This is a genomic window from Pirellulales bacterium, from assembly GCA_019694435.1.
Classification (GTDB): Bacteria; Planctomycetota; Planctomycetia; order Pirellulales; family JAEUIK01; genus JAIBBZ01.
In genome coordinates, this window is the sequence record JAIBBZ010000007.1 from 1 (window position 1) to 23,530 (window position 23,530).

Below are 23,530 nucleotides of genomic sequence, written 5' to 3' on the forward strand. Positions count from 1 at the left end.
GCAAAAACCAAAAACCCGCGGGCAAATGTGCGCGCCGGGGAGGCGGTCTCCGCTCATGCGGTCGTAGCTATTCGACCGCCCTCCCCCCAGGGCCCGGCCGCGAGCGCTTCGGGTCCTTCCCCGGGGGGGCCGCCCACCGGGGCCCTGCAAAAGGCGCAATCCAGGCGCATGGCATGCAATCGGCGTTGCATCAGGGTCCCGCCTCAGATGATCCGCGTTAGCGCCGGGCTGGCCAACAGGGAGAATTCGCAGGTTCGTCGTCGTCTTGCTCAAGGGGGCAAGGCGTGCGCGCTTACTTACTCTCGAGATTTGGCCCGCGCACGGACAAAACTCCCGCGATGTCACGGCGAGCGCCCGCGCGCCTGGGCTCGGGAAGGACCCTGGCCGTCACCGATCCGTCCGCCCGGGCACAGCGGCATTAGCCCGGTCGAGTATGTTGCGCCGCACCGCGACGGGCAGCTTGGGCCAAAAGTTCGAACACGATGGTCAGGTTCACCGCGTCGTCGGGTGCCTAGCGCAGGCGCAGAGCCAGCACTTCGTCCGGAGCGCGCAAAGTGGCTGGTTGATGGGTTCATGGGATCGATCCGCGCATGCAAGGCTAGCAGCATTCGCATCGCTGCGATCGTTGCTGTCCCTCGGTTAGGCACATTCGTTCAGACCGTTAAACCGATGAAGTAGATGGACAGGTCCCACCGACTGCACGCCCGCCAAATTCTCCCGCCAGCATGCGCGAACCCGAACTCCCTTGGCGATTCATGCGCATCGCGCTCGTCTGCGCCTGCTGCTTGTTGGCAGGATGCGCCGGGCTTCCTGGTACCCGGCGGGCGAGCGTCTCCGAGCAGCTCAGTTGCCGTACGGGGCACGGGCTCGGAGCGGACAAACCACCTTGCCAGGCGCTGATCCCGGCAGGCATCGTGCTCGACGATGGCCTGACCGAAGACGAGGCGGTCACGTTGGGGCTGTGGAACAATCCCGCGTATCAGGAGCTGTTGGCCGACTTGCTGCTGACTCGGGCCGACATTATTGCTGCCGGGCAGCTTGCGAACCCGCAAATCACCAGCCTGTTTCCCGTGGGCGTCAAACAATGGGAGTTCTTCTTGATTCTCCCGATCGACGCAATCTATCTCCGGCCGCGGCGTGTCCTCGTGGCGCAACTGGAGGATCAGCGCGTTGCCGAACGGCTGGTACAGGATGGCCTGAATGTGATTCGCGACGTTCGCGTGGCGTACATCGATCTCTTGCTGGCCGAGCAGCGCTATCAATTGGCGTTGTACGGCGAGAATCTGCGCCAGGAGTTCAAGCGCGTGGCCGAGGCCAGACTGCGCGCCGGCGCGGTTGCGGAACTCGAGGTGTCGCCGATTCGCTTGGACACCCTGGCCAACGTCGAAGAAGTTGCCCGTACGGCGCGCGACATTGACCTGGCCCGCGAGCGGCTGCGGTTTCGGCTCGGGCTGGCCACGTTCGACGTTCCGCTCCGAACAGCGCCGCCGGCGGCGATCCAGTTGCCCCCGCTCGATCGGGAAGGATTGGTCGGCCTGGCAACATCGTCGCGGCCCGACCTTCGCGCCGCCCAGCTTGCATTTTCAGCGGCCGCTGAACGCCATACGTTATCGCTGTACGACTATTTCAACACGGGCGCGTTCCTCCCGGACATCAACAGCCGAGGGGAAAAAGGCTTCGAAGCCGGCCCGGGATTGCGCTTCGACCTGCCCATCCTCAACCAGAATCAAGGCAATCGGGCGCGGGCGATGGCCCAGGCCGAGCGGCTGCGGCGCACCTACGTCCTGTTGCGCGATACGGCGGCCAACGAAGTCCGATTGGCGTACTACCAACTGGAGCAGGCCGAGCAGACGTTGGCAATCTGGAAAGAACAGGTTGTTCCGCAAGCACAGGCGGCCGTCGAACATGCCCGCGCCGCTATGCTGGAGGACAACGTCGCGATGCTGGCCGTATTCGACACCACCCGGCAGTTGCTCAACAGTCGAGCCCGGGAACTCGATGCCGAGGCGGCCCTTCGTCGGGCTGTCGCCGAGTTGGAGCGCAGCGTCGGTCGCCGGCTCTTGTTCGACGGCCCCAGCGCGGCGACGATTGAGAGTATCCCGCCCCCGCCGGCCGCTCCCGATTTGCCGGCCAAACCAGCAGAAGGGCCCCCCCAGGATGCCCAGCAAGCTCCCGCGATCAACCTGTTTAGTCCTCCTCGCGGTCATCGGATGCAGCCGGGCAACCAAGAGCGAGCCTGAGTCGGCGACGAAACCGGCCGTGGTAGCACAACATCTCGACGAGCAGAGCCTGAACACGCTCACGTTGACCGACAAGGCTATCGAGCGTCTGGGAATTCGCACCGCCCCCATCGTCGCCGAGACGGTTGTCCGTCGCCGCACCTTCGGTGGCGAGATTTCGCTACCTCCCGGCCAGGCCCTGGTCGTCAGCGCACCAATGGCGGGCACGTTATCGGATCCTGCCACAGGTGGCATTCCTCGGCCCGGGAATCAGATCAGTGCGGGCCAGGCTGTGTTGTCGTTCACGCCTCTGCTCACGGCGGAGCGCGACGTGCTGACCCCATCGGAGCGCATTCGAGTTGCGCAGACGCGTGCCGATCTAGCTGCGGCTCAACTGGACGCCCAGCGCCAGATCGATTCGGCGACCGTTGCGATCGATGCTGCGCAGATCGACCACGATCGGGCTTTGGAATTGCTCAAAAACCGAGCCGGCAGCCAGGCCGCTGTCGATGCCGCCTACGCTCGCCTGCGACTTGCGCAGGAGTCCTTGGAAACGGCCCAGACGAGGCACAAGTTCCTCTCCGAGGTGGAACTCGATGAGCAAGCAGGCGAAGTCTTGCCGCGGCCCATCAACGCGCCAGTGTCGGGAGTGCTGCAGAGCATTAGCGTGACTTCCGGGGAATCCGTACACGCCGGTGCCGAGCTGTTCCGCGTGGTGAGGCTCGATCGCGTTTGGATCCGCGTGGCAGTGTTTGTGGGCGAACGGCACGACATCGCTGCGGGCCAATCTGCCGAAGTGCGTGAATATGGCCAGGACGCGGGCGTCGAGGCCGTTACGGCGCATCCGGTTGCCGCACCACCGTCGGCTGACGCCCAAGCTGCCTCGCTCGACCTGTTCTACGAGGCGGAGAACGCTCAGGGGAAGTTTTTTCCAGGACAAAAGGTGGCCGTCCTGGTGCCGCTGTCTGTGCGGGCGGAGAGCCTGGTGGTGCCATGGTCCGCCGTGATCTACGACATCCACGGTGGCGCTTGGGTGTATGAACGACTGGCGCAAAACGTATTTGCGCGCCGACGTGTCGAGGTCGATTTCATCGACGCGGGGCGCGCCGTGTTGGCGGCCGGGCCCGCACCAAGGACTGAAGTCGTCACCGACGGTTCCGCGGAACTCTACGGCACCGAGTTTGGGACCGGCAAGTAATGCTCCGCACACTCGTCCAATTCTCCTTGCACAAGCCGCTGCTGGTGCTCGCCTCGGCAATCGCCGTGCTCGTGGTCGGATACCGAACTCTGCGTGAGTCGCCGCTGGACGTGTTCCCAGAGTTCTCGCCCCCGCTGGTTGAGGTCCAGACCGAGGCCCCGGGCTTGTCGACCGAAGAGGTCGAAAGTCTGGTGACCGTTCCGCTCGAAAACGCGCTGAATGGCGTGGCCGGCCTGAAAACGCTCCGCTCGAAAAGTGTGCTCGGGCTGTCCTCGGTGCAGATGATCTTTCAGGACGGGACCGACCTGATGCAGGCCCGGCAGCTCGTTCAAGAGCGGCTGGCCATCGAGGCCTCGCGACTACCACAGGTCACCAAGCCACCGGTCATTTTGCCACCGCTATCGTCGACCAGCCGAGTGCTCAAGGTGGGAATCACCTCGAAGAAACTCACACAGATGGAGCTTTCTGAGCTGGCCAAATGGACGATTCGCCCGCGGCTGATGGCAGTGCCGGGTGTGGCCAATGTCGCCATTTGGGGTGCGCGCGACAAGCAGCTTCAAGTGCTCGTCGATCCCGAGCGACTGCGGGCCTATGGGCTGACGTTGGCGCAGATCGAACGCGCCGCGGCCGAGGCAACGGCTCTCGCGGGCGGCGGCTTCGTCGATACGCCCAATCAGCGAATCCCGATCCGCCATGTCGCCACGGTCCGCAATCCGGACGAGCTGGCGGCCATTGTCGTCGCGCATCGTGGCGGTGCTCCGCTGAAATTAGGCGACATCGCGGAGGTGACCATTGGCCATGCTCCGCCCATTGGCGACGCCATCATCAATGACGTGCCGGGGCTGTTGTTGATCGTCGAAAAGCAGCTTGGCGGAAACACACTCGAAATCACGCGCAAGGTCGAGGCCGCTTTGGCGGGTTTACGTCCGGGGTTGAAAGATGTCGAAATCGACTCGACGATCTTTCGGCCAGCGACTTTTGTCGAGATGTCGCTGGAGAATCTATCGTGGGCCCTGGCGTCGGCGTGCGTCCTGGTCCTGGTGGTACTCGTCGCGTTTCTATTCGACTGGCGAACGGCATTGATCAGCGCCACGGCGATCCCGCTGTCATTGGTTGCAGCGGCCATGGTGCTGCGGTACTGCGGCGTTTCGATCAACACCATGGTGCTCGCGGGCCTGATTATCGCCCTGGGCGAAGTCGTCGACGATGCGATCATCGACGTTGAAAACGTCGTGCGACGCCTGCGGTTGAATCGCGCGCTCCAGCGCCCCCGCCCAATTCTGCGTGTGATTCTTGACGCGTCGATCGAGGTTCGCGGCGCTGTCGTGTATGGCACCTTGATCGTGATGCTCGTGGTCCTGCCAGTTTTCATGCTCGAAGGACTGGCCGGGGCCTTTTTTCGACCGCTGGCCCTGGCTTACCTGCTGGCCATCTTCGCGTCTTTGGCCGTGGCCCTTACGGTGACGCCGGCGATGTGCCTGTTGCTCTTGCCGGGCCACTCGGACCGCCGCCGGGAGGCCCCCCTACTCGTCTGGCTTAAACGTCCCTACCACGCAGTCTTGTCCCGGCTGCTGCAATGGCCGCGCTTGGCCTGGGGCGCAGCGGCGACAGCTTTGTTGCTGTGCGTGGCGACGCTGCCCTATCTGGGCCAGGAGTTCATGCCCAAGTTTCAGGAATTCGATTTCCTCATGCACTGGGTAGAAAAGCCCGGCACCTCGCTGGCCGCGATGGACCGCATCACGATTCGCGCCAGTCAGGAATTGCGATCGATTCCTGGCGTCCGAAACTTCGGCTCACATATCGGCCGTGCCGAGGTGGCCGACGAGGTCGTGGGACCGAACTTCACGGAACTTTGGATCAGCCTCGACCGGGAAGTCGTTTACCCCACCACCGTTGCCAAGGTGCAGGAGGTGGTTGACGGGTATCCCGGGCTCTACCGGGATTTATTGACCTATTTGCGCGAGCGCATCAAGGAGGTTCTGACCGGGGCCAGTGCCACGCTGGTGGTCCGTATCTTTGGCGACGATTTGGCGACGCTCCGTGCACAGGCCCAACAAGTCGGCCGCGTCATGGCGGAGATTCCGGGCGTGAGCGATTTGAAGGTTGAGCCGCAGATTCTCGTGCCACAACTCGAGATTCGTGTGCGCCCGCAGGCCGCTGAGCAATTCGGGCTGACGCCGGGAATGATTCGCCAGGCAGCGAACACCCTCGTCAAAGGACGAACGGTCGGCCAGGTGTTTGAGCGGCAAAAAATGTTCGATGTTGTCGTCTGGGGCGCCGAGCCCACGCGGCTCGATCTGGCCGCCATCGAGCAGTTGCTGATCGAGACACCCACGGGCGGGTTTGTCCCCTTGCGAGAGGTGGCGGACGTTTCGATCAATGGGGCACCCAACGAGATCAAACGCGAGGGGGCCTCACGGCGGATCGACGTCCTATGCAACGTGCGCGATCGCGACTTGGGTTCGGTGGCGGCCGACATCGAACAGCGCGTCGGCAAGCTCGATTTTCCGCAAGGCTATCATCCCGAGTTTTTGGGTGAGTATGCGGCCCGACAGCAATCGAGCCGCCGCCTGGCGCTGGCCACGGTGCTGACGCTCATCGGTATCATCGTGCTGCTCTACTCCGAGTTTCGACGTTGGCGCGACGTGGGTCTCATTGCCGCAGGTTTCATCGTCGCGCTGGGGGGCGGAGTGTTGGGGGTTTGGTTCGGTGGTGGAAACGTTTCTCTTGGATCACTGGTGGGCTTTGTCACCGTCATTGGCATTGCTGTTCGCAATGGCATCATGCTCGTGAGTCACTACCGTCATCTGGAGGAGCGCGAGGGCGTCGTCTTTGGCAGCGAATTGGCGCTGCGAGGCGCGGAGGAGCGACTCGGGCCGATTCTCATGACCGCCGCGGCCGCCGGTCTTGCGCTGGTGCCGTTGGTCGCGGGAGGCAACCTTCCGGGCCATGAGATAGAGTTCCCCATGGCCCTGGTCATCCTCGGAGGCCTGATCAGCTCGACGCTGATGAATTTGCTCGTCATCCCGGCGGGATACCTCGGCTTTAGACCACCGCCCAAGCACGTTGCTCGAACGACCTGATCTCAGTCGTTTCAAACAGCTACGGTTTTGCGACCTCTCAGAGTGCGCTTCCGGTTCAGGGCAGTGTGTGCGGCCATCGTTCTCGGAAGGCCATCCATAGGGCCTCACTGCAAGTGTCGTGGTTCGTCGTCTTCTCCAGTGCGTCAGGGCCGGGACGTGCGCGGTTACTTAATCTCGAGATTTGGCCCGCGCACGGACAAAACCCCCGCGATGTCACGGCGAGCGCCCGCAGGGCCGTGACGGGGAAGGACCCTGGCCGTCACCGATCCGGCTGCACGGTGACCGCGGCGTTGGCGCGGCCGAGGATGTCGCGCCGCACCACCGCGGGTAGCTTGGGCCAAAGGTCGAACACGATGGCCAAGCCCACCGCATCATCGGGTGCCTGACGAAGGCACAACTCCAACACTTCGCTCCGCAAGGGCCGATCCGCCGCTGGCTGCGCCGTCCTTGCGCCGATTACGTCGGATTCTGCAGCGCTCGACGAGGCAGAATTCCGTAAGTCGCTGTCCGGGTTGGCGGTTAGGGCAATCGGTTCGAGTCCTGTGCCGCCCATTGCACTCACTCGCAATCCCTCTTGAAAAATGACCAGGCCCAAATCCTAACAATCAGGCCGGATCGGTTTTCTGGGGGCAGGTCAGTGTGCTGGGACCAGGTCGGGACACGTTGCGTTCAATGCGCAGAGGGGATTCCGGTGCGGTGGCTTTTGCTACCCTCGCCGGGTCTCGATGCGTCGCAACTCGGTCAAGAGGCGGTGCGTCGACGTCAGCTCGATGAGCTCGGCCAGCGATCGCACTCCCAGTTTGTGCATGATCGAAGCGCGGCGCATCTCGACGGCACGCTCGGTGATCTGCAGGCGACCTGAGATCGCCTTGTTCGTCAGGCCCTGTTGCACCAGGTCGAGCGTCTCGCGGTCGCGGGGAGTGAGCTGCGCAATCTTTCTGGCGAGGGCCGCGAAATCGGCCTCGCGCTCGCGCAATTGGGCATCCCGGAGCAGGGCTCGCTGCACGCAATCGAGCAGCGTCGCGCGATCGAAGGGCTTTTCGAGGAACTCGATCGCGCCGGTCTTCATCGCGGCAACTGCGGTCGAGACATCGGCATGCGCCGTAATGAAGATGACGGGCAAGTGCTTGCCTTGGGCCTGCATCTCCTCGTAAAGCTGCACGCCCGACATCCGTGGCATTTGAATGTCGAGGATCAGGCAGCCGGACATCTCCGGGCGATAGTGCCGCAGAAACAATCCGGGACTCGCGAATGCCTGGACGGCAAAGCCCAGCATCTCGAGCAAGACGTAGAGCGACTCGCGCATCTGGTCGTCGTCGTCAACCACAAACACGGTCGGCTTGGCGACGCTGCTCGGCGGCATGTTGGCCTATTCGCGGGAGGACGAAGGAAAACTGGGCGCCGCACGGCGCCAGCGACTGGGCCCAGATTGTTCCCTGATGCTGTTCGACAATCGAACGGCATATCGAGAGGCCAATCCCCAGCCCGTCAGACTTGGTTGTTTGAAACGCGGCGAACAGGACGTTGGGATCGATGCCCGCGAGGCCAGGGCCATTGTCGACAACGTCCACCTGTACTGAGTCGGGTTGCGGCTTGATGCGCAGCACGATGCGACGATTCTCCGGTGAGTTGCCGGCCAGGGCGTGCAGCGAGTTTTGAATCAGGTTGACGAGCACCTGCTGGATCTGAACCGCGTCGACCTCGACGACTAGCTCGCCGCCGGCAGGGGGAACGAACGAAAGACTCGTTTCGCCGCGCTCGGCCTCGGGTCGGCAGAGCTCGACGACCTCGTGCAGGAGCGCGATCAACTCGACCGACGTCCTCGACGGCGCACCGGGGCGGACGAAATCGCGCATCCGCCGCACGATGCCGCCCGCGCGAAGCGACGCTTGCCGCACGCGCTCGATCAACTCGCGCAGCCTCGCCCGCGCTGGTTCGTCGAGCGGCCGTTCGAGGGCCAGGTCGCAGGCCTCGGTGTAGTTGACGATCGCCGCGAAAGGCTGGTTGAGCTCGTGGGCCAGGCCGGCCGCCAGGTGGCCGACGGTTTCGACTCGATTCGCATGGGCAAGCTGAGCGGCCAGCGTCCGATTGCGGTCTTCGACGGCCTGGCGTTCGGCGGCCTCGACGCGCAGCGCGGTGAGCGTATTGTCGAGATTGCGCGTGCGCAGCGCGACTTGCTGCTCGAGTTCGTCGACCTGGCCGCGGATAGCCTGCGTGGCCGGGTGTATGACGAGCCGGCCCAGCGCAATCACCAGGGCGACGATCGCGGCGGCCACCGCCGCAGCGCACCACCGCAGCCGGCGCAACTCGGCCCCGGCCAGAGATTCGAACAGCGAGACCTGGCTGTCCATGAGTTGGAGAAACACCGGCTCGTGGGTGACGACCGCGTCAATCGCTCGCGCCGAATCTTCAGGCGACGCTCCCGCAGCGCTGCCTAGGGTGGTTGCGGCCGTCTGCATCGCGTCGAAGTGCGGCTCGATCTCGGCCCATACGTGGTCAATCTGGGGTGATGCGAGACGCGCGATGCCGCGCCGGGCGTCACCGTGCTGCAATGCGAGGTGGGCAGCCTTCCATTCGGCGACCGCATCGCGGAGTTCGGCGCGGAGGTCGGCTTGGGAACGGTGGTCCAGCGCCATGACCTGTGCCAGCGCGGCTTTGGCGATCTTCTGGCTGAGCATACGCTGCCGGCCCGCCACGTTGATCGCCGGTGCAAAGGCGTTCATTCGAGCGAGCAACGGTTGCAGGATGGCCTGATCGGCCAGGACCAGGGCCAGGATCGCGGCGAGTACGGCCAGATACCGCCGGCTGACACGGCGAACGAGGTCGTCCTTGTCCAGTGCCTGAGCGCGGAGGTTCGAGGAAATGGAATCGACAATCATCGGGCTGCCATCGAACGAAACGGGCTTCGCGCTGCGAAGTCCGGGCGACGACGGACTTGCGTCGAGGGCATCACTGCAAATCGCGGGGCGGCCCCGAGAAAATGCTCGAACACGTGATTGCATAGAGGGTTATGGAATCGACTCTGTGGATTTCCGAATCGTCCGAAGGACCGATTTGCCTAAGGTCTAGGCGTGCTTGCGCGCGGGTTGGGCGGTGGAACCGGGCCATCGCGGGGCCGCCGCTGGTCAATCCTTCGGATGTCCGAAGAACGACGACGTATTTCGCCACGCGGGCGCGGCGGTTGCTCTCGACGGTGTCGCGTCACCACGGCTCTCGGCGGACGAGTCGTGCGACGAACGAAGCGAACACCCCCAACACACGAGAGGCGAATCCGCCATGCAGACCGACGGGAAAGCCACGCGCATCGAGTTGTTGAATTTCTCCACGCCACAGATGCGGGCCTTCCACATGTCGTGGATCGCCTTCTTCCTCTGCTTCTTCGCCTGGTTCGGGATCGCCCCGCTGATGGCCGTCGTGCGGGAGGAATTCGAGCTGACCAAGCAGCAGGTCGGCTGGTGCATCATCGGATCGGTGAGCGCGACGATCTTTGCACGGCTGCTCGTCGGTTGGATGTGCGATCACTTTGGGCCGCGGGTGACATATGCCGGGCTGTTGGTCCTAGGGTCGATTCCCGTGATGGCCATTGGGCTGGCCCACGACTTCGCGTCGTTCTTCGTGCTGCGCGTCCTGATCGGCTTGATCGGCGCGTCGTTCGTCATTACGCAATACCACACATCGCGAATGTTTGCCACGAACTGCGTGGGCACGGCCAATGCGATGACGGCCGGCTGGGGCAACCTAGGGGGCGGCGTCACGCAGTTGGCGATGCCGCTGTTGTTATCGTTGCTGGTCGGAACGCTGGGCTTGACCGTCGCCACGGGATGGCGCGTGGCGATGTTGCTGGTTGGAGTGCTCTGTGCCGCGACCGGCGTAGCGTATTACCTGCTGACGGAAGACACGCCGGAAGGGAATTTTCGCGAGCTACGGGCGCGGGGCCAACTGCCCATCCACCAGTCTACACGCGGCGCCTGGGGCGAAGCCTGCCGTGACGGCCGCGTGTGGGCGCTGTTCCTGATCTACGGCGCGTGCTTCGGTATGGAGCTGACGATCGACAATATCGCCGCGCTCTACTTTCTCGATTATTTCGATTATTTCCGCCAACTCGATTCGGCCGAGGCCTTGCAGTGGACCGGCCTGATTGCGGCAACATTTGGCGGGATGAACTTGTTCATGCGGGCCGTCGGGGGTTGGATCGCCGATCGTTGCGGCCACCGCTGGGGGTTTGCGGGCCGGGTGAAATGGCTCTTCCTGGCGCTCTTCGGCGAGGGCATCTTCCTGATGCTTTTTTCGCAAGCTACGTCGCTGCTGCTCGCCATTCCGCTGATGGCCGTGTTTGCGATGTTCGTCAAAATGTCCAACGGGGCGACCTATGCGGTCGTGCCCTTCATCAATCGACGCGCGTTGGGCATCGTCAGCGGGATCGTCGGCGCCGGCGGAAACGCCGGTGCCGTCGCGCTCGGATTCTTGTTCAAGAGTGAGGGGCTCGACTGGCCCACGGCCCTGTTGATCGCCGGGGCGTCCGTGACGTGCATCTCGTTCGCCAGCTTGACGATCACCCAGCGCGCGACGAGCCACGAACCGGCCGGTGTCGATCGCCCCGCGGCCGAAGCGGCTTCACTCGCCTAAACACCGGAACGATTCTGCACCCGGAGAAGTTTCATGCCGAGCAACGAAACTTTCGATCGGCCGGCAGTTGTCGTCATCGGTAACGGCATGGTCGGTCAGCGATTCTGCGAGCGGCTGGTCGAATTCGATTGCGAGCACCGCTACCGGATCGTGACGTTCTGCGAAGAATCACGCAGCGCCTACGATCGCGTCGGATTAACGTCGTTCTTTGCCCATCATTCGGCGGAGCGGCTGATGCTGGCGCGCCGCGAATGGTATTCCGAACAGGGGATCGAACTGCACGTCGGCGACCGGGCGGCGACGATCGATCGTCGTGCGCGCGTCGTGACGTCGGATCGGGGCGTCGCGATCCGGTACGAACATGTCGTGCTGGCAACGGGCTCGCTCCCGTTCGTGCCTCCCATGCCGGGCGTGCAGCTCCCCGGGGTGTTCGTGTACCGGACGATCGAGGACCTCGAAGCCATCATCGCATATGCCCGGCGCTCGCGGCGCTGCGCGGTGCTCGGGGGCGGGCTGTTGGGGCTGGAAGCCGCCAAGGCGGCCCTCGACTTGGGTTTGGAGACGCACGTCATCGAGCGGTCGCCACGCTTGATGCCGCGGCAAATCGACGAGGTGGCGTCTCACATTCTCTGCCGGCAGATCGAGGCACTGGGGGTCCGCGTCTGGTTGAACGCGGCCACCAGGGCGATCGGCGGATCGAATCTGGTCGAGTGGCTGGAAACCGAGGGCGGTGACCGAATCGACGTTGATATGGTGATCGTTTCGGCCGGGATTCGCCCGCGCGATGAGCTGGCGCAGAGCGCCGGGCTGGTCGTGGGCGAACGCGGCGGCATCGCGGTAAACGATCGGCTGGAAACGTCCGACGAACGCATCCTGGCCATCGGCGAATGTGCGCTGCACCGCAACATGATCTATGGCCTGGTCGCGCCAGGCTACGAGATGGCCGAAATCGCGGCCGCCAACCTGACCGGCCAGCAGCGGCGATTCACCGGCGCTGACCTGTCGACCAAGCTCAAGCTCATGGGCGTCGACGTGGCGAGCTTCGGCGCCCACGACGCGCCGCCCCAGCGGGCGACGCCGCTGGTGTTCGAGGATCCGCTCGGGGGCGTCTATCGGAAGCTCTTGTTTTCACCCGACGGGACGCGGTTGCTCGGCGGAATCCTGGTGGGCGACGCGGCCGATTATGGACGCCTGGCGATGCTCGCCAAGAGCGACGCGCCGCTGCCGTGCCTGCCGGGCGATCTGTTGGCGCCTGCGAAGGCCGGTACGGCCGCGGTCGGCATCGACGCGTTGCCCGACGCGGCGCAGGTATGCTCGTGCAACAACGTCACCAAAGGGGCGCTGTGCGCGGCCATCCACGACCAGGGGGTCGATACGCTCGCAGCGCTGAAGCAGTGCACGAGGGCCGGCACCGGCTGCGGGGGGTGCGTACCGCTGGTGGCCGACGTACTGGCCAGCGAGCTGAAGAAATCGGGACGCGTGGTGGTGAATTACCTCTGCGAGCATTTCCCGCTCTCGCGCACCGAGTTGTTTGCCGTCATCAAGGTCAAGGAACTGCGCACGTTCGCACAGGTGTTGGACGATTGCGGGCGCGGGCTCGGCTGCGAAGTTTGCAAGCCGGCCGTGGCATCGATCCTGGCGAGCCTCTGGAATGAGGATATTCTCGCGCCGGCCCACCAGACGCTGCAGGACACGAACGACCGCTTTCTGGCCAATTTGCAGCGTGGAGGAACATATTCGGTCGTGCCGCGCGTGCCCGGGGGAGAGATCACGCCCGACAAGCTGGCGGTGATCGCTCGCGTGGCGAAGAAATACGGACTGTACACCAAGATCACCGGGGGCCAACGGATCGACCTGTTCGGCGCGCCGGTCGAGCAGCTGCCAAACATCTGGGAGGAGCTGATCGAGGCGGGTTTCGAGAGCGGGCACGCCTATGGCAAGGCCCTACGGACCGTCAAGAGCTGCGTGGGCTCGACCTGGTGCCGGTATGGCGTGCAAGACTCGGTGGGCTTCGCCATTCGCGTCGAGCATCGTTACAAGGGGATTCGCGCGCCCCACAAAATCAAGATGGCCGTCTCCGGTTGTACGCGCGAATGTGCCGAGGCGCAGAGCAAAGACGTGGGGCTGATCGCCACCGAACAGGGATACAACCTGTACGTGTGCGGCAACGGTGGCGCAAAGCCCCGGCATGCCGATTTGCTGGCGACCGACTTGGACGAGGAAACGGCGCTGCGCTACATCGACCGGTTCTTGATGTACTACATCACGACGGCCGACAAGCTCACGCGGACCGCCACCTGGCTCGAAAAGCTCGAAGGGGGACTGGCCCACGTCAAAGACGTCGTCGTCCACGACAAACTGAAACTCGCCGACGAGCTGGAAGCGATGATGGCCCGGCTGGTCGACACTTACGCTTGCGAATGGGCCGCAGTGGTGCGCGATCCGCAGCGCCGCCGAGGATTCCGCCAGTTCGTCAACTGCGCTGACAGCGAGCCGGTGATCGAGGTCGTCCACGAGCGCGGCCAGACGCGGCCCGCCGATTGGCCCTCCGAAATGGTGTCGCTCGAACAATTCCGGCTGCTCGACGGGAAGACCCTTGGTGACGCCGGTCGATGCGACGCGCAGCGGTGGGTCACGGTAGGCACGGTCGACGATTTTCCCCGCGATGGCGGAGCGACGATCAAATACGGCAAATCGCAACTGGCTGTCTTTCACCTGGCGAGCCGGGGCGAGTGGTATGCCACGCAGAACATGTGCCCGCACAAGAAGGCGTTCGTGCTCTCGCGCGGGATCGTCGGCGACGTCGCCGGCGTGCCGAAAGTGGCTTGCCCGGTGCACAAGAAGACTTTTTCGCTGGACAGCGGCGAGTCGTTGCAAGGCGAGGAATACAAGCTCCGCACGTTCGCTGCGCGCGTCGTGAACGACGACGTGCAGCTGCTGTTGCCGCCGGAGGAGGAGCTTGATCGGCTGTTGGCGACCGAGATTGGCTGCCGCTTGGCGACCGCTTGCGATGCGCGCCCGATGATTCTGTTGAACGGCAGTGCCCAGGTCGCCACGGATTCTGAACTGCAGGAGGCGACATGATCGAGCTATCGGTGATCGATCAGACGGGGCTCCGGGCGGACGATGTACAGCGGCGATCGGACGCGAGCGGTTTGGGTGTCACGTCATTGCTCGACGCGCTCTTGGCCGAACAACAGAACCTCGCAGCCGTGGAGGTGTTCTCTTGCTGGCACGACGGAGTCGAAGCGGCGGCTTCGACACTGGCGCCGCGCTATCGGGCGCTGCTGCCCGCCGAGCCTCCGGGGCCGGGCGAGCAATATGCGTTCGAAGTCGATCTTGACCGCTGCTCGGGATGCAAGGCCTGCGTGACTGCCTGCCACACGCGCAATGGCCTCGACGAACTGGAAGCCTGGCGCGACGTGGGCCTGTTGATCGGCGGCTCGCGCAATGCGCCATTCATGCAGCACGTCACGGCCGCGTGCCATCATTGCCTCGACCCGGCCTGCCTCGCGGCCTGCCCGGTGAACGCCTACGAAAAGGACCCGGCCACCGGCATCGTCCGGCATCTCGACGATCAATGCTTCGGTTGTCAGTACTGCACCTTGGCCTGTCCGTACGATGTGCCGAAGTACCATGCCGGCAAGGGCATCGTCCGCAAATGTGACATGTGTTCGCAGCGACTAGCCGTCGGCGAGGCACCGGCCTGCGTGCAGGCCTGTCCACACGAGGCGATCGCCATCCGGATAGTCAACCATGAGCAGGTCATCGAGGACACCGAAGCGGCCGTGTTCCTGCCGGCCGCGCCCGATCCCCTGCACACCTATCCGACGACGACATACAAGACGGCCCGGGCGTTTCCGCGCAATCTGTTGCCGGCCGATTATTGTCGCGTCAATCCGCAGCATGCGCATTGGCCGCTGGTAGTGATGCTGGTGCTGACCCAGATGTCCGTCGGGGCGTTCGTCGTGGGCCTGATCCATTGGCAACCGGAAGATGCTACCAGGGCGACTCAACTCCGTCCGCTGCATGCGATGAGTTCCCTGGCGTTTGGGCTGTTGGCCCTCTCGGCGAGTCTGTTTCACCTCGGGCGGCCGCAGTATGCGTTTCGCGCGGTGCTGGGCTTGCGGCACTCCTGGCTGAGCCGCGAGATTCTCGCCTTCGGCGCGTTTGCCCAGTTGGCTTCTGCCTACGCCGTGGCGCAAGTGGCCGTGTACCTCGGGTATGCCGAGGCCCGACATGCATCGTTGCTGGCCTCTGCCACAAGCACGTTGGCCAGCCGTGAGATGGGCTGGATCGTGACGGCGAGCGGCGTCGCTGGCGTCCTGTGTTCGGTGATGATCTACGTATTCACACGGCGGGAGTGTTGGTCGGCGTCTCGCACCTTGGTGCGCTTTGGGCTGACGGCCGCCGTGCTCGGGCTGACCGCTTCCTGGCTCAGCGCGTTGGTGGTCACCTTGTGGACGCCATCGACGGCCATGCTGGATCTTGTCCGGCAAAGCGGGCCCGACGTGTGCCGCGCGATCATCGCCTTCGCCTTGCTGAAATTGGTGTGGGAGGCGGCCGTCTTTCGGCACTTGCTTGGTCGGCGAGTCACGGCGCTGCGGCGCTCGGCCATGATACAAGTGGGAGAGTTATCGAACTTCGCCTTGGCCCGCTTCGCGCTCGGGCTGCTAGGCGGAGTGGTCATGCCTTGCCTGTTGTTGCGTGCCCTGCCCTCGCTGTCGCCGGCTGACCTGGTGTCGTTCGCGTCTATGTCGGCCTTGTTGTTCTTGGCCAACCTGGCCGGAGAGTTGTTAGAACGCTACTTGTTCTTCGCTGCGTGCGCGGCTCCACGCATGCCAGGAGGGATTCGCTGATGTCTGGCTCGCTGGAAGCTGCGCGCGCGTTGCGATTGCCGACTTTGGTCAATCGAGCGGGCGTCCTCACGAAAGAACTGCTCCTGGAGCCCGCTCGCTTCGGCTTGGGGATGTCCCCCCGCGGTTTGCAGGCCGACGCGGTGTCGGCGTCGGTGTGCGGGTTCTGCTCGACCGGCTGCTCGTTGAACGTGCATCTGCGCGCCGGGGAAGCCGTGGGCCTGACGCCGGCGGTCGATTACCCCGTCAATTCGGGCATGGCGTGTCCCAAGGGATGGGAGGCGCTGGCCGTCCTCGATGCTCCTGATCGGGCTACGACCCCATTGGTGCGAAATCCCGCCGGACGGCTCGAGCCGGCCAGTTGGGATTCGGCGCTGCGCGTGTTTGTCCAGCGAATGAAGCAGATCCAGGCTCAGCATGGACCACACTCCATTGCGTTTCTGAGTACTGGCCAGATCATGACCGAGGAGATGGCGCTGCTGGGAGCCGTGGCCAAGTTCGGCATGGGCATGCTGCACGGCGACGGCAATACGCGGCAGTGTATGGCGACGGCCGTCGTGGCTTACAAGCAGGCATTCGGATTCGATGCGCCGCCGTACACCTATGCCGACCTGGAAGAGTCGGACGTAATCGTGCTGGTGGGAAGCAATCTGGCGATCGCGCATCCGATTCTCTGGAACCGGGTGATGCGCAATCCGCACCGGCCGCAGATCATCGTTGTCGACCCGCGAGCAACGGAGACCTCGATGGCCGCCACACAACACTTGCCTGTATACCCGAAGTCGGACCTGGCGCTGTTCTACGGAGTTGCACGCCTGCTCATCGAGCGGGGCTGGGTCGATCGGGAGTTCGTCGATGCGCACACGACGGGCTATGCGGAGTTTGCGGAGTTTGTGCAGCGGTTCACGCTGCCCGAAGTCGCGGCCGCAACGCATTTGCCTGTCGCGGCCATCGAGCAGTTCACCACGGCAATTCACCGTGGCGAACGGGTGTCGTTCTGGTGGACGATGGGCGTAAACCAGAGCCACCAGGCCGTGCGGACCGCGCAGGCCATCATCAATTTGGCGCTGATGACCGGCAACATCGGTCGCGCAGGCACCGGGGCCAATTCGATCACCGGCCAGTGCAACGCGATGGGCTCGCGCCTGTTCAGCAATACGACGAACCTGTTGGGAGGACACGATTTCGCCGATCCGCAGGAACGGCAAAAGGTGGCCGGGATTCTGGATATCGAGGAAAGCGTGATTCCGCGCGAGGCGGGCTGGCCGTATCACCGGATCATGGAAGGGATTCTCCGCGGCGAGATCCGAGGTCTGTGGGTCGTGGCGACGAATCCCGCGCACTCCTGGATCAATCAAGGGCAAGCGCGGGATATTCTCGATCGGCTCGACCTGCTCGTCGTACAGGACATGTACCACACGACGGAGACGGCGCAACGAGCCGATGTGCTGTTGCCGGCGGCCGCATGGGGTGAAAAGGACGGCACATTCATCAATTCCGAACGTCGAATCGGATTGGCGCGCAAGGTGCGCAAAGCGCCTGGCGAAGCGCTGGCCGACTTTCACATCTTCCGGCTGGTGGCCGACTACTGGGGTTGTGGAGACATGTTTCGCCAGTGGACGTCGCCCGAACGCGTGTTCGAGCTGCTCAAGCAACTGAGCGCAGACCAGCCTTGCGACATCACGGGCATCGACGGCTATGCTATGCTCGCGTCGCGGGGAGGCGTGCAGTGGCCGTTTCCAGCCGGCACGCAAGACGAGCGACCCGAGCGGCGACTGTTTGGCGAAGGTCGGTTCTTCACCGCAGACGGCCGGGCACGATTCCTGTGCGAACTGCCCAAACCGCTGCCCGAACAACCAGACGACCGGCGACCGTTCATTCTGTTGACGGGTCGTGGATCGGCGGCCCAATGGCACACGCAAACGCGCACGGCCAAGTCTGCCATCTTGCGCAAGTTGTACCCGGGCGAACTATACGCGGAAATCAGCCCCCAGGATGCGGGTCGCCTCGCCATTCGCACGGGCAGCCAGGTACGGATCGCATCGCAGCGGGGCGAATTGTTGGCCCGCGCGCTGGTCACGCCAGCCGTTCAGCCCGGCCAAGTGTTTTTACCCATGCACTACGAGGCGACCAACATGCTGACCGACGCGGTGTTCGACCCGTACTCCCATCAGCCGGCGTACAAAGCCTGCGCGGTGGCGGTCGAGGCGGCGCTGTGAAACTCGGACTGCTGCGACGTTCGTCGCTCTGCGCGGTGTGACCTCCGGTAACTGCGTTCGCCTGCGTGGTTGTCTTTCGCCGCGCGCAGGCGATGATGCGTGGCGCTACGAACGATTCGAATTGCTGTCACGCCAGCCGCGGGCAGATCGCGGTCACTCGACCCGGAGCATTGAGCCGGATCGTCCGCTTAGGCAAACCGTACCGCCGTGCTAGTTCGGCAAACCGAAGCAGTTGACTCGCTGATTGCATGTATGGCCTCGGCGCAGGGTGCCGATATTTTCAAGGCCGGTAGAGTTCCGCGATGCCGGCAGTGAAGCCGGCACACGATTGCATAACTTGATCGCAAGCAAGGATGTGGCACGAGATCCATGAAGCGAGTTACTGCCACATGCCTGATCGTTTTGCTGGTTTGCTCCGTGCCTCGGGCGCGAGCTCAGTCGCCGCAAGCACCTGGCGAAGATGCGGAGCACTTGGGGCAAGAGCGGCATGCGCAGACCGATGATTTTTCGCCGGTCCAGGGCGATGCGCTGCTGGTGAGTGATGCGACTTCGGCAGCTCCCGCGAAACCCGGCGGTGCCAGCGCACCGAAAAAGAAGGATCCGCCCAAGTTCAAAGGGCCATTCCACGGGACGCCGCCGTTGTTAGGTTTTCCGCGCCTCGGGTTCTTTCCCGTCTTCCCGACCGGGCCGGGCTACTACTCGGTTGAGGACTGGCTGTCGGGCACTTGCCGCCAACAGCCTCCCCCGTTTCCTTATGGCCGGTTCAGCCTGAAGCCGTTTCCCTTCTACGACGTCGACTTCCGTTACCTCGACGATCCGAACAACACCTATTTCACCTGGTCCGATTTTCTCAAGCGGCAGCAGATCGGCGACAGCTGGCTGTTCTCCGCCGGCGGTGAGTATCGCAACCGCTACATGCATGAAACCGACAGCCGCCTGACGACGATCCAGAACACCTATGAGCAGATGCGCACGATTGCCTACGGCTCGCTCTACTACGAGGACTTGTTCGGTTGCTACGTCCAGTTCCTCGACGCTCAGCATTTCCGCTCGGAACTGGCGCCCCTGGCCATCGACCGCGATCGCTCCGATCTGACGGACCTGTTCGTCGACGTCAAGTTGGCCGAGTGGGACGATCATCCGCTCTATGTGCGCGGCGGGCGCCAGGAGCTGCTGCTGGGATCGCAGCGCTTGGTCTCGAACCTCGAATGGGGCAACGTGCTCCGCACGTTCCAGGGCGTGCGAGGGTTCCGGCAGGGCGAACGTTGGGATTTCAACGCGTTCTGGCTGCAGCCGATCATTCCAGATCCCTCGAATTTCGATTCCCCCGACGAAGATCAAAACCTGTCCGGCGCGTGGCTAACCTACCGCCAGAAACCGGGACGGTTCTGGGATTTCTACGCCTTGAATCGCGACGACTCCAGGCGCATCTTCAGCGGCGAGAACGGGGTACTCGGTGGCCAGAACGTAACGACCCTGGGCACGCGACTCGCCGGCGACGTCGAAAGCACCTGGCTCTACGACGTCGAAGAAATGTTGCAAGTGGGACGCCATTCCAACCAGGATCTCGTCGCTTACGCCTCCAGTTCGGGCGTGGGCTACAACTTCAGCGAGCTCCGCATGAAGCCACAGTGCTGGCTCTATTACGATTTCGCCTCTGGCGACGCCAACCCGGGACAAGGCGCGACGTTCGGAACCTTCAATCACCTTTATCCATTCGGCCATTACTATCTGGGGTACCTCGATCTGGTTGCCCGGCAGAACATTCAGGACTTGAATGTGCAAGTCGTGGCTTTTCCGACGAAGTTCACCTACTTTCTCGTGCAATGGCACAAGTTCAACCTGGCGCAGGCGCGTTCGCCGCTCTTTGGTGCAGCGGGCGGCATCGAGCGCGTCGATCCGACCGGTGCCGCGGGGACGGACGTCGGCAACGAAATCGATCTGCTGATGAACTTTCATTTGACTGCCAACCAGGACATTCTCGTCGGCTATTCCAAGCTGTTCGCCGGCGACTTCATCCGCAGCACCGGCCCGAATGTCTCGCCCGAGCTGTTCTACTTGCAGCATTCTCTTCGCTGGTAGCCCCGGCCACGACCCTTCGTCGATCCATCCCATTGGTCGTCACGGATTCGACGTAGGCAGCGTTCAAGAGTCGCGCTGCCGCGGCAATTTGAACCGACACGAATCCGCGAATCAGGATCGGGCGCAGCCCGGCAAAAACTCGCTCGCGATGAAGGACGCGAGGTACAGGTCAGAGCCGGTTTAATGCGCCAGTAGAACCGCGCTTGGTTGGTCTCAAGGGGGCGCGGCGCGGGCCCCTTCAGGGGTCGGCAACCAATTCCTGGGTAGATCGTGCCAATTTCGGGTTCGTTACCCAATCTCACCTCGCGTTGAACCAGCTGTGCGCCAGATGCGCCGTTTACGTCGGATTCTGCAGCGCTCTCCGAGGTCGAATTCCCCAAGTCCTTGCTTTCGCTGCCGGTAACGGAAACAGGTTCGATTCCTGTGCGGCCCATTGCTCGGATCGATGACTTGTTTCCCCATGCTGGCACCTGCCCGGAGAAACCTGCTCACCGTGGTTACTTGAAGAGGTGCTTCTGTAGGTCGCCGGGCTGCTGCCGCGGCCTTCGCCGCCAGGAAACTGGCTCTTTCTGAGAACTGGTCCGGACCTAGGTGGTAGACTGTTGGCAATGGACGCAGCCGCGACTGCGTCGTCAAGGGCTCGAGCTGCTTCGGTGGCAACCAATCGGCCGGTTTGACGGCAGTCGATGTTGTCGGCGGCAAGACCTGTGAACGGCCACACTTGCGGCCGTGGCGGTCGCTTGTTCCCGGTGGCGCTCCACGCTGTTCCACCGCATCACCACCTGCAAGATCAACTCGGCCGGAGGTTGCCGCTCGTGAAGTCTCTTGACGACATGCTCACGATGGTGCGGCCGCACCTGCGCGTTTCGCGGCCAGATCGCGGGAGACCGGCAAGCTGGGCTCGGGTCGCGTTGCTCTCGCTGGTCGTCATTTGCACACCGGCTCGAGCCGAGTTGATCGCCGCGTTCGGCGACAGCAACACGGCCGGGGCCGGCGACGCCTATCCAGGACTCCTGGCGGCGACGCTTAGCCAGCAATTCGGCCCGGCTCGGTTTACGGTGGTCAATCACGGCATCAGCGGGCTGACCACCGACCAGCTCGTGACGAACCTTGGCAACACCACCTGGCTCGATGAAAACCCAGACATTGCCCTGATCATGATCGGTGGCAACGATCTGTGGCCTCTGCTTTCGAGCGCCAACCTGTCGACCTTTCTGACCGTTGTGCAGCAGGCAGTCGACAACGTGCAGGCAGCCGTCAACCTGATTGCGACGCATCCTTATTCAGCGGGTCGAGCGCCGAAGATCGTTGTCTCGGGGTACCTTCCCAACAAACTGCCGAATGTCACCTTTAGCGGCCTGTCGATTAATCCCAACTTTGCGATCGAGGTGTTCAACGCAGGACTCGCGGATCAATTGACCGGAGTCGACGTCTATTTCACACAGAACTACGACGACATCCTCGATCCGGCGACCCAAAAGGCGCGGACCAGCCTGATGCGCGACAATCTGCATCTGAATCAAGCGGGCCGCCAGATCGTGGCCGACAACTTCGCGGAGGTGATCGTCGCCATTGTGCCCGAGCCGGCCAGCGGCGCGTCGTTGTTGCTCGGAGCGGCGTTTCTTTTCACGTTTGCAGCGACAAAGCGACGCCGCGCGTCCGCGTCTCTTCCTGTTGCCTGATCCCCGGCCGTCGGCGAGTTGCGGGGTTTCATCGAGAACTGCCGGCGTTCTGTTCGCCGCGCCGCTGCAGAACGCTTGATGTCGCGCTAGAAAAGTGTTTCGGTCACGCGCCTAATCGCGCTGCAACGGCTGATGTGACATGTTCATCGTCGGCGCGAGTCGGATCGAAGCATCTTCGATCTCGAAGTATTCGGCAGGGCCAAAGTTGAACAGCGACGCGATGATGTTAGTCGGAAATACCTGCACGGTATTGTTTTGATCGCGAACGTTGGCATTGTAGAAGCGGCGAGCGCGCTGAATCCGGTCTTCGGTGTGGACGAGTTGCTCCTGCAGCGCCAAAAAATGCCGGTCGGCCTTCAGGTCAGGGTACTGTTCGGCGACGACAAAGAGATTCCTCAGGCTGCCGACGAACGAGTTTTCGTAGTCGGCCAGTTCCGAGCGCAGGTGATAGGAATTTATGGCCAGTTGACGGGCACGGATCACGCGCTCGAGCACGTCTCGCTCATGCTCGGCATAGCGCTTGACCGTCTCGACGAGATTCGGGATGAGATCGTGCCGGCGCTTGAGCTCCGTATCGATCCCCGACCAGGACTCGAACACCGCATTACGCACGCGCACGAGGCGGTTAAAGCTCCCGATGAACCAGACGATGGTAGTAAACAGGAATATCAGGCCCACCACGAGAACAGCGGACGGCGCGTCGTTCAAGCGATCTGCTCCTTGAGGTCGCGCACGAGCGACGCGGGAAGTTGATCCAGGAACTCGCTCAAGTCGACGAGGGCAAGGTCCAGGAGCTCGATGCTCCACTTTCCCTGGTCGGCGGTCACGACGCATGAACCGAGCATCCACAGTGGCCGCTCGGGGCGGCGGAGGAGATATTCCATCATCTTCTGGTCGATCACGTCGTAGGCGAACTTGCGATCCTCGCAGGAGACGTGAAACGTTTGGCTGAACTCATCGGACTCGAAATCGATGTCGTCCCAGCCGAAAAACTCCGCAACGCCGTCGAACAGATGCTCCTTGCGGATCGCCAGCCGTTTGAACGGCAGTCCTGCGTCGATGAGCAGCACTCGATGCCAGTGATGTGTCGTGTCGCTGGACTTGCCATTCGACGAAGTGGTCTCGTAGTGGAAGTCGAACGCGTGAAAGGGGCGATCGGCGAACTGGCCTCGGAGGTGGTTCGCGCCGTATCGGTTCGAGCCTTTTTGGAGCGGAGGAAGATCACGATAACGCTCGTCGATGTCGTAATCAGCGGTGGGGTCGAAAGCGAAGCCGTTTGCATCGGCCCAATCGGCAATCGCTTTCTTTCGCTCTTGTTCCTGCTGATAGGCGACGACGGCAAAGACGATTGCCGCCGCGATGAACAAGATTAGGAGGAATCCAACGAACATCCGTCTTCCGCGCGAGCGTTGATCTGTCGCAGTTAAGTTTTCCTCAAGCTGGCGATGTCCTTAAGGTACAAGTTTGTATTCAAAGACTCAACGATCTTTCAATCGTCGATGGTCTTCGTCGCGCGAGGGCGACCGTGGCGAGCCGATGTCGCATGGTTCGCTGTGGCGGCTGGT

At 63.1% G+C, this 23,530-nt stretch carries 14 protein-coding genes; 9 read left to right on the forward strand and 5 right to left on the reverse strand.

Translation table 11 applies throughout. The features are described from left to right. Positions 1-725 precede the first annotated feature (725 nt). Genes K1X74_07960 through K1X74_07970 form a run of 3 tightly spaced genes read left to right on the forward strand, consistent with a single transcriptional unit; the run spans position 726 to position 6,500 of the window. Positions 726-2,240, forward strand: coding sequence for a TolC family protein (locus K1X74_07960; GenBank protein ID MBX7166270.1), 1,515 nt, complete (start codon positions 726-728; stop codon positions 2,238-2,240). 19 nt (positions 2,241-2,259) lie between these two features. Next, positions 2,260-3,417 carry an efflux RND transporter periplasmic adaptor subunit gene (locus K1X74_07965; GenBank protein ID MBX7166271.1) on the forward strand — a complete coding sequence of 386 codons (1,158 nt, stop codon included), beginning with the start codon at positions 2,260-2,262 and terminating at the stop codon, positions 3,415-3,417. Continuing rightward, complete coding sequence (locus tag K1X74_07970) at positions 3,417-6,500, forward strand: efflux RND transporter permease subunit (protein MBX7166272.1); 3,084 nt, start codon at positions 3,417-3,419, stop codon at positions 6,498-6,500. The genes K1X74_07965 and K1X74_07970 overlap by 1 nt, the downstream gene beginning before the upstream one ends. A 259-nt stretch (positions 6,501-6,759) precedes the next feature. On the opposite strand, the gene K1X74_07975 is transcribed toward K1X74_07970, so the two are convergent. From K1X74_07975 to K1X74_07985, 3 genes are all read right to left on the reverse strand, one after another. Further along, entirely contained in the window at positions 6,760-6,918 is a 159-nt protein-coding gene (locus K1X74_07975; GenBank protein MBX7166273.1) for a hypothetical protein, read from the reverse strand. 288 nt (positions 6,919-7,206) lie between these two features. Beyond that, the gene (locus K1X74_07980) at positions 7,207-7,863 is read right to left on the reverse strand and encodes a response regulator (protein MBX7166274.1); all 657 of its coding nucleotides are present in this window, start codon (positions 7,861-7,863) and stop codon (positions 7,207-7,209) included. Beyond that, positions 7,820-9,379 (reverse strand): type IV pili methyl-accepting chemotaxis transducer N-terminal domain-containing protein, encoded by a 1,560-nt coding sequence (locus K1X74_07985; protein MBX7166275.1) that lies wholly within the window; start codon positions 9,377-9,379, stop codon positions 7,820-7,822. Before K1X74_07985 ends, K1X74_07980 begins: the two co-directional genes overlap by 44 nt. 397 nt (positions 9,380-9,776) lie before the next feature. Here K1X74_07985 and K1X74_07990 point away from each other — a divergent pair, with 397 nt between their 5' ends. The 6 genes from K1X74_07990 to K1X74_08015 all read left to right on the forward strand — a co-directional run bounded on the left by K1X74_07990 (position 9,777) and on the right by K1X74_08015 (position 21,965). Further along, positions 9,777-11,126 (forward strand): MFS transporter, encoded by a 1,350-nt coding sequence (locus tag K1X74_07990; GenBank protein MBX7166276.1) that lies wholly within the window; start codon positions 9,777-9,779, stop codon positions 11,124-11,126. Between the two features lie 33 nt (positions 11,127-11,159). Next, on the forward strand, positions 11,160-14,210 hold the full coding sequence (gene nirB / locus K1X74_07995) for a nitrite reductase large subunit NirB (GenBank protein MBX7166277.1): 3,051 nt from the start codon (positions 11,160-11,162) through the stop codon (positions 14,208-14,210). After that, positions 14,207-15,985: a dimethyl sulfoxide reductase anchor subunit gene (locus K1X74_08000; GenBank protein MBX7166278.1), complete on the forward strand. Its 1,779-nt coding sequence runs from the start codon at positions 14,207-14,209 to the stop codon at positions 15,983-15,985. Before nirB ends, K1X74_08000 begins: the two co-directional genes overlap by 4 nt. Further along, positions 15,985-18,201, forward strand: a complete 2,217-nt coding sequence (locus K1X74_08005) for a nitrate reductase (GenBank protein MBX7166279.1) — start codon at positions 15,985-15,987, stop codon at positions 18,199-18,201. The genes K1X74_08000 and K1X74_08005 overlap by 1 nt, the downstream gene beginning before the upstream one ends. 369 nt (positions 18,202-18,570) lie before the next feature. Further along, the gene (locus K1X74_08010) at positions 18,571-20,283 is read left to right on the forward strand and encodes an alginate export family protein (GenBank protein ID MBX7166280.1); all 1,713 of its coding nucleotides are present in this window, start codon (positions 18,571-18,573) and stop codon (positions 20,281-20,283) included. Positions 20,284-21,236: 953 nt separating this feature from the next. Further along, the gene (locus K1X74_08015; GenBank protein MBX7166281.1) at positions 21,237-21,965 is read left to right on the forward strand and encodes an SGNH/GDSL hydrolase family protein; all 729 of its coding nucleotides are present in this window, start codon (positions 21,237-21,239) and stop codon (positions 21,963-21,965) included. A gap of 111 nt (positions 21,966-22,076) precedes the next feature. On the opposite strand, the gene K1X74_08020 is transcribed toward K1X74_08015, so the two are convergent. Together K1X74_08020 and K1X74_08025 are read right to left on the reverse strand one after the other, a co-directional pair. Next, positions 22,077-22,673 carry a LemA family protein gene (locus K1X74_08020; GenBank protein MBX7166282.1) on the reverse strand — a complete coding sequence of 199 codons (597 nt, stop codon included), beginning with the start codon at positions 22,671-22,673 and terminating at the stop codon, positions 22,077-22,079. Then, the gene (locus tag K1X74_08025) at positions 22,670-23,332 is read right to left on the reverse strand and encodes a hypothetical protein (protein ID MBX7166283.1); all 663 of its coding nucleotides are present in this window, start codon (positions 23,330-23,332) and stop codon (positions 22,670-22,672) included. The genes K1X74_08020 and K1X74_08025 overlap by 4 nt, the downstream gene beginning before the upstream one ends. Between the last annotated feature and the right edge of the window lie 198 nt (positions 23,333-23,530).

Coding starts and splice junctions, on each gene's coding strand:
- K1X74_07960 (MBX7166270.1), top strand. CDS start 726: ATGCGCGAACCCGAACTCCCTTGGCGATTCATGCGCATCGCGCTCGTC.
- K1X74_07970 (MBX7166272.1), top strand. CDS start 3,417: ATGCTCCGCACACTCGTCCAATTCTCCTTGCACAAGCCGCTGCTGGTG.
- K1X74_07980 (MBX7166274.1), bottom strand. CDS start 7,863: ATGCCGCCGAGCAGCGTCGCCAAGCCGACCGTGTTTGTGGTTGACGAC.
- K1X74_07985 (MBX7166275.1), bottom strand. CDS start 9,379: ATGATTGTCGATTCCATTTCCTCGAACCTCCGCGCTCAGGCACTGGAC.
- K1X74_07990 (MBX7166276.1), top strand. CDS start 9,777: ATGCAGACCGACGGGAAAGCCACGCGCATCGAGTTGTTGAATTTCTCC.
- nirB (MBX7166277.1), top strand. CDS start 11,160: ATGCCGAGCAACGAAACTTTCGATCGGCCGGCAGTTGTCGTCATCGGT.
- K1X74_08000 (MBX7166278.1), top strand. CDS start 14,207: ATGATCGAGCTATCGGTGATCGATCAGACGGGGCTCCGGGCGGACGAT.
- K1X74_08005 (MBX7166279.1), top strand. CDS start 15,985: ATGTCTGGCTCGCTGGAAGCTGCGCGCGCGTTGCGATTGCCGACTTTG.
- K1X74_08010 (MBX7166280.1), top strand. CDS start 18,571: ATGAAGCGAGTTACTGCCACATGCCTGATCGTTTTGCTGGTTTGCTCC.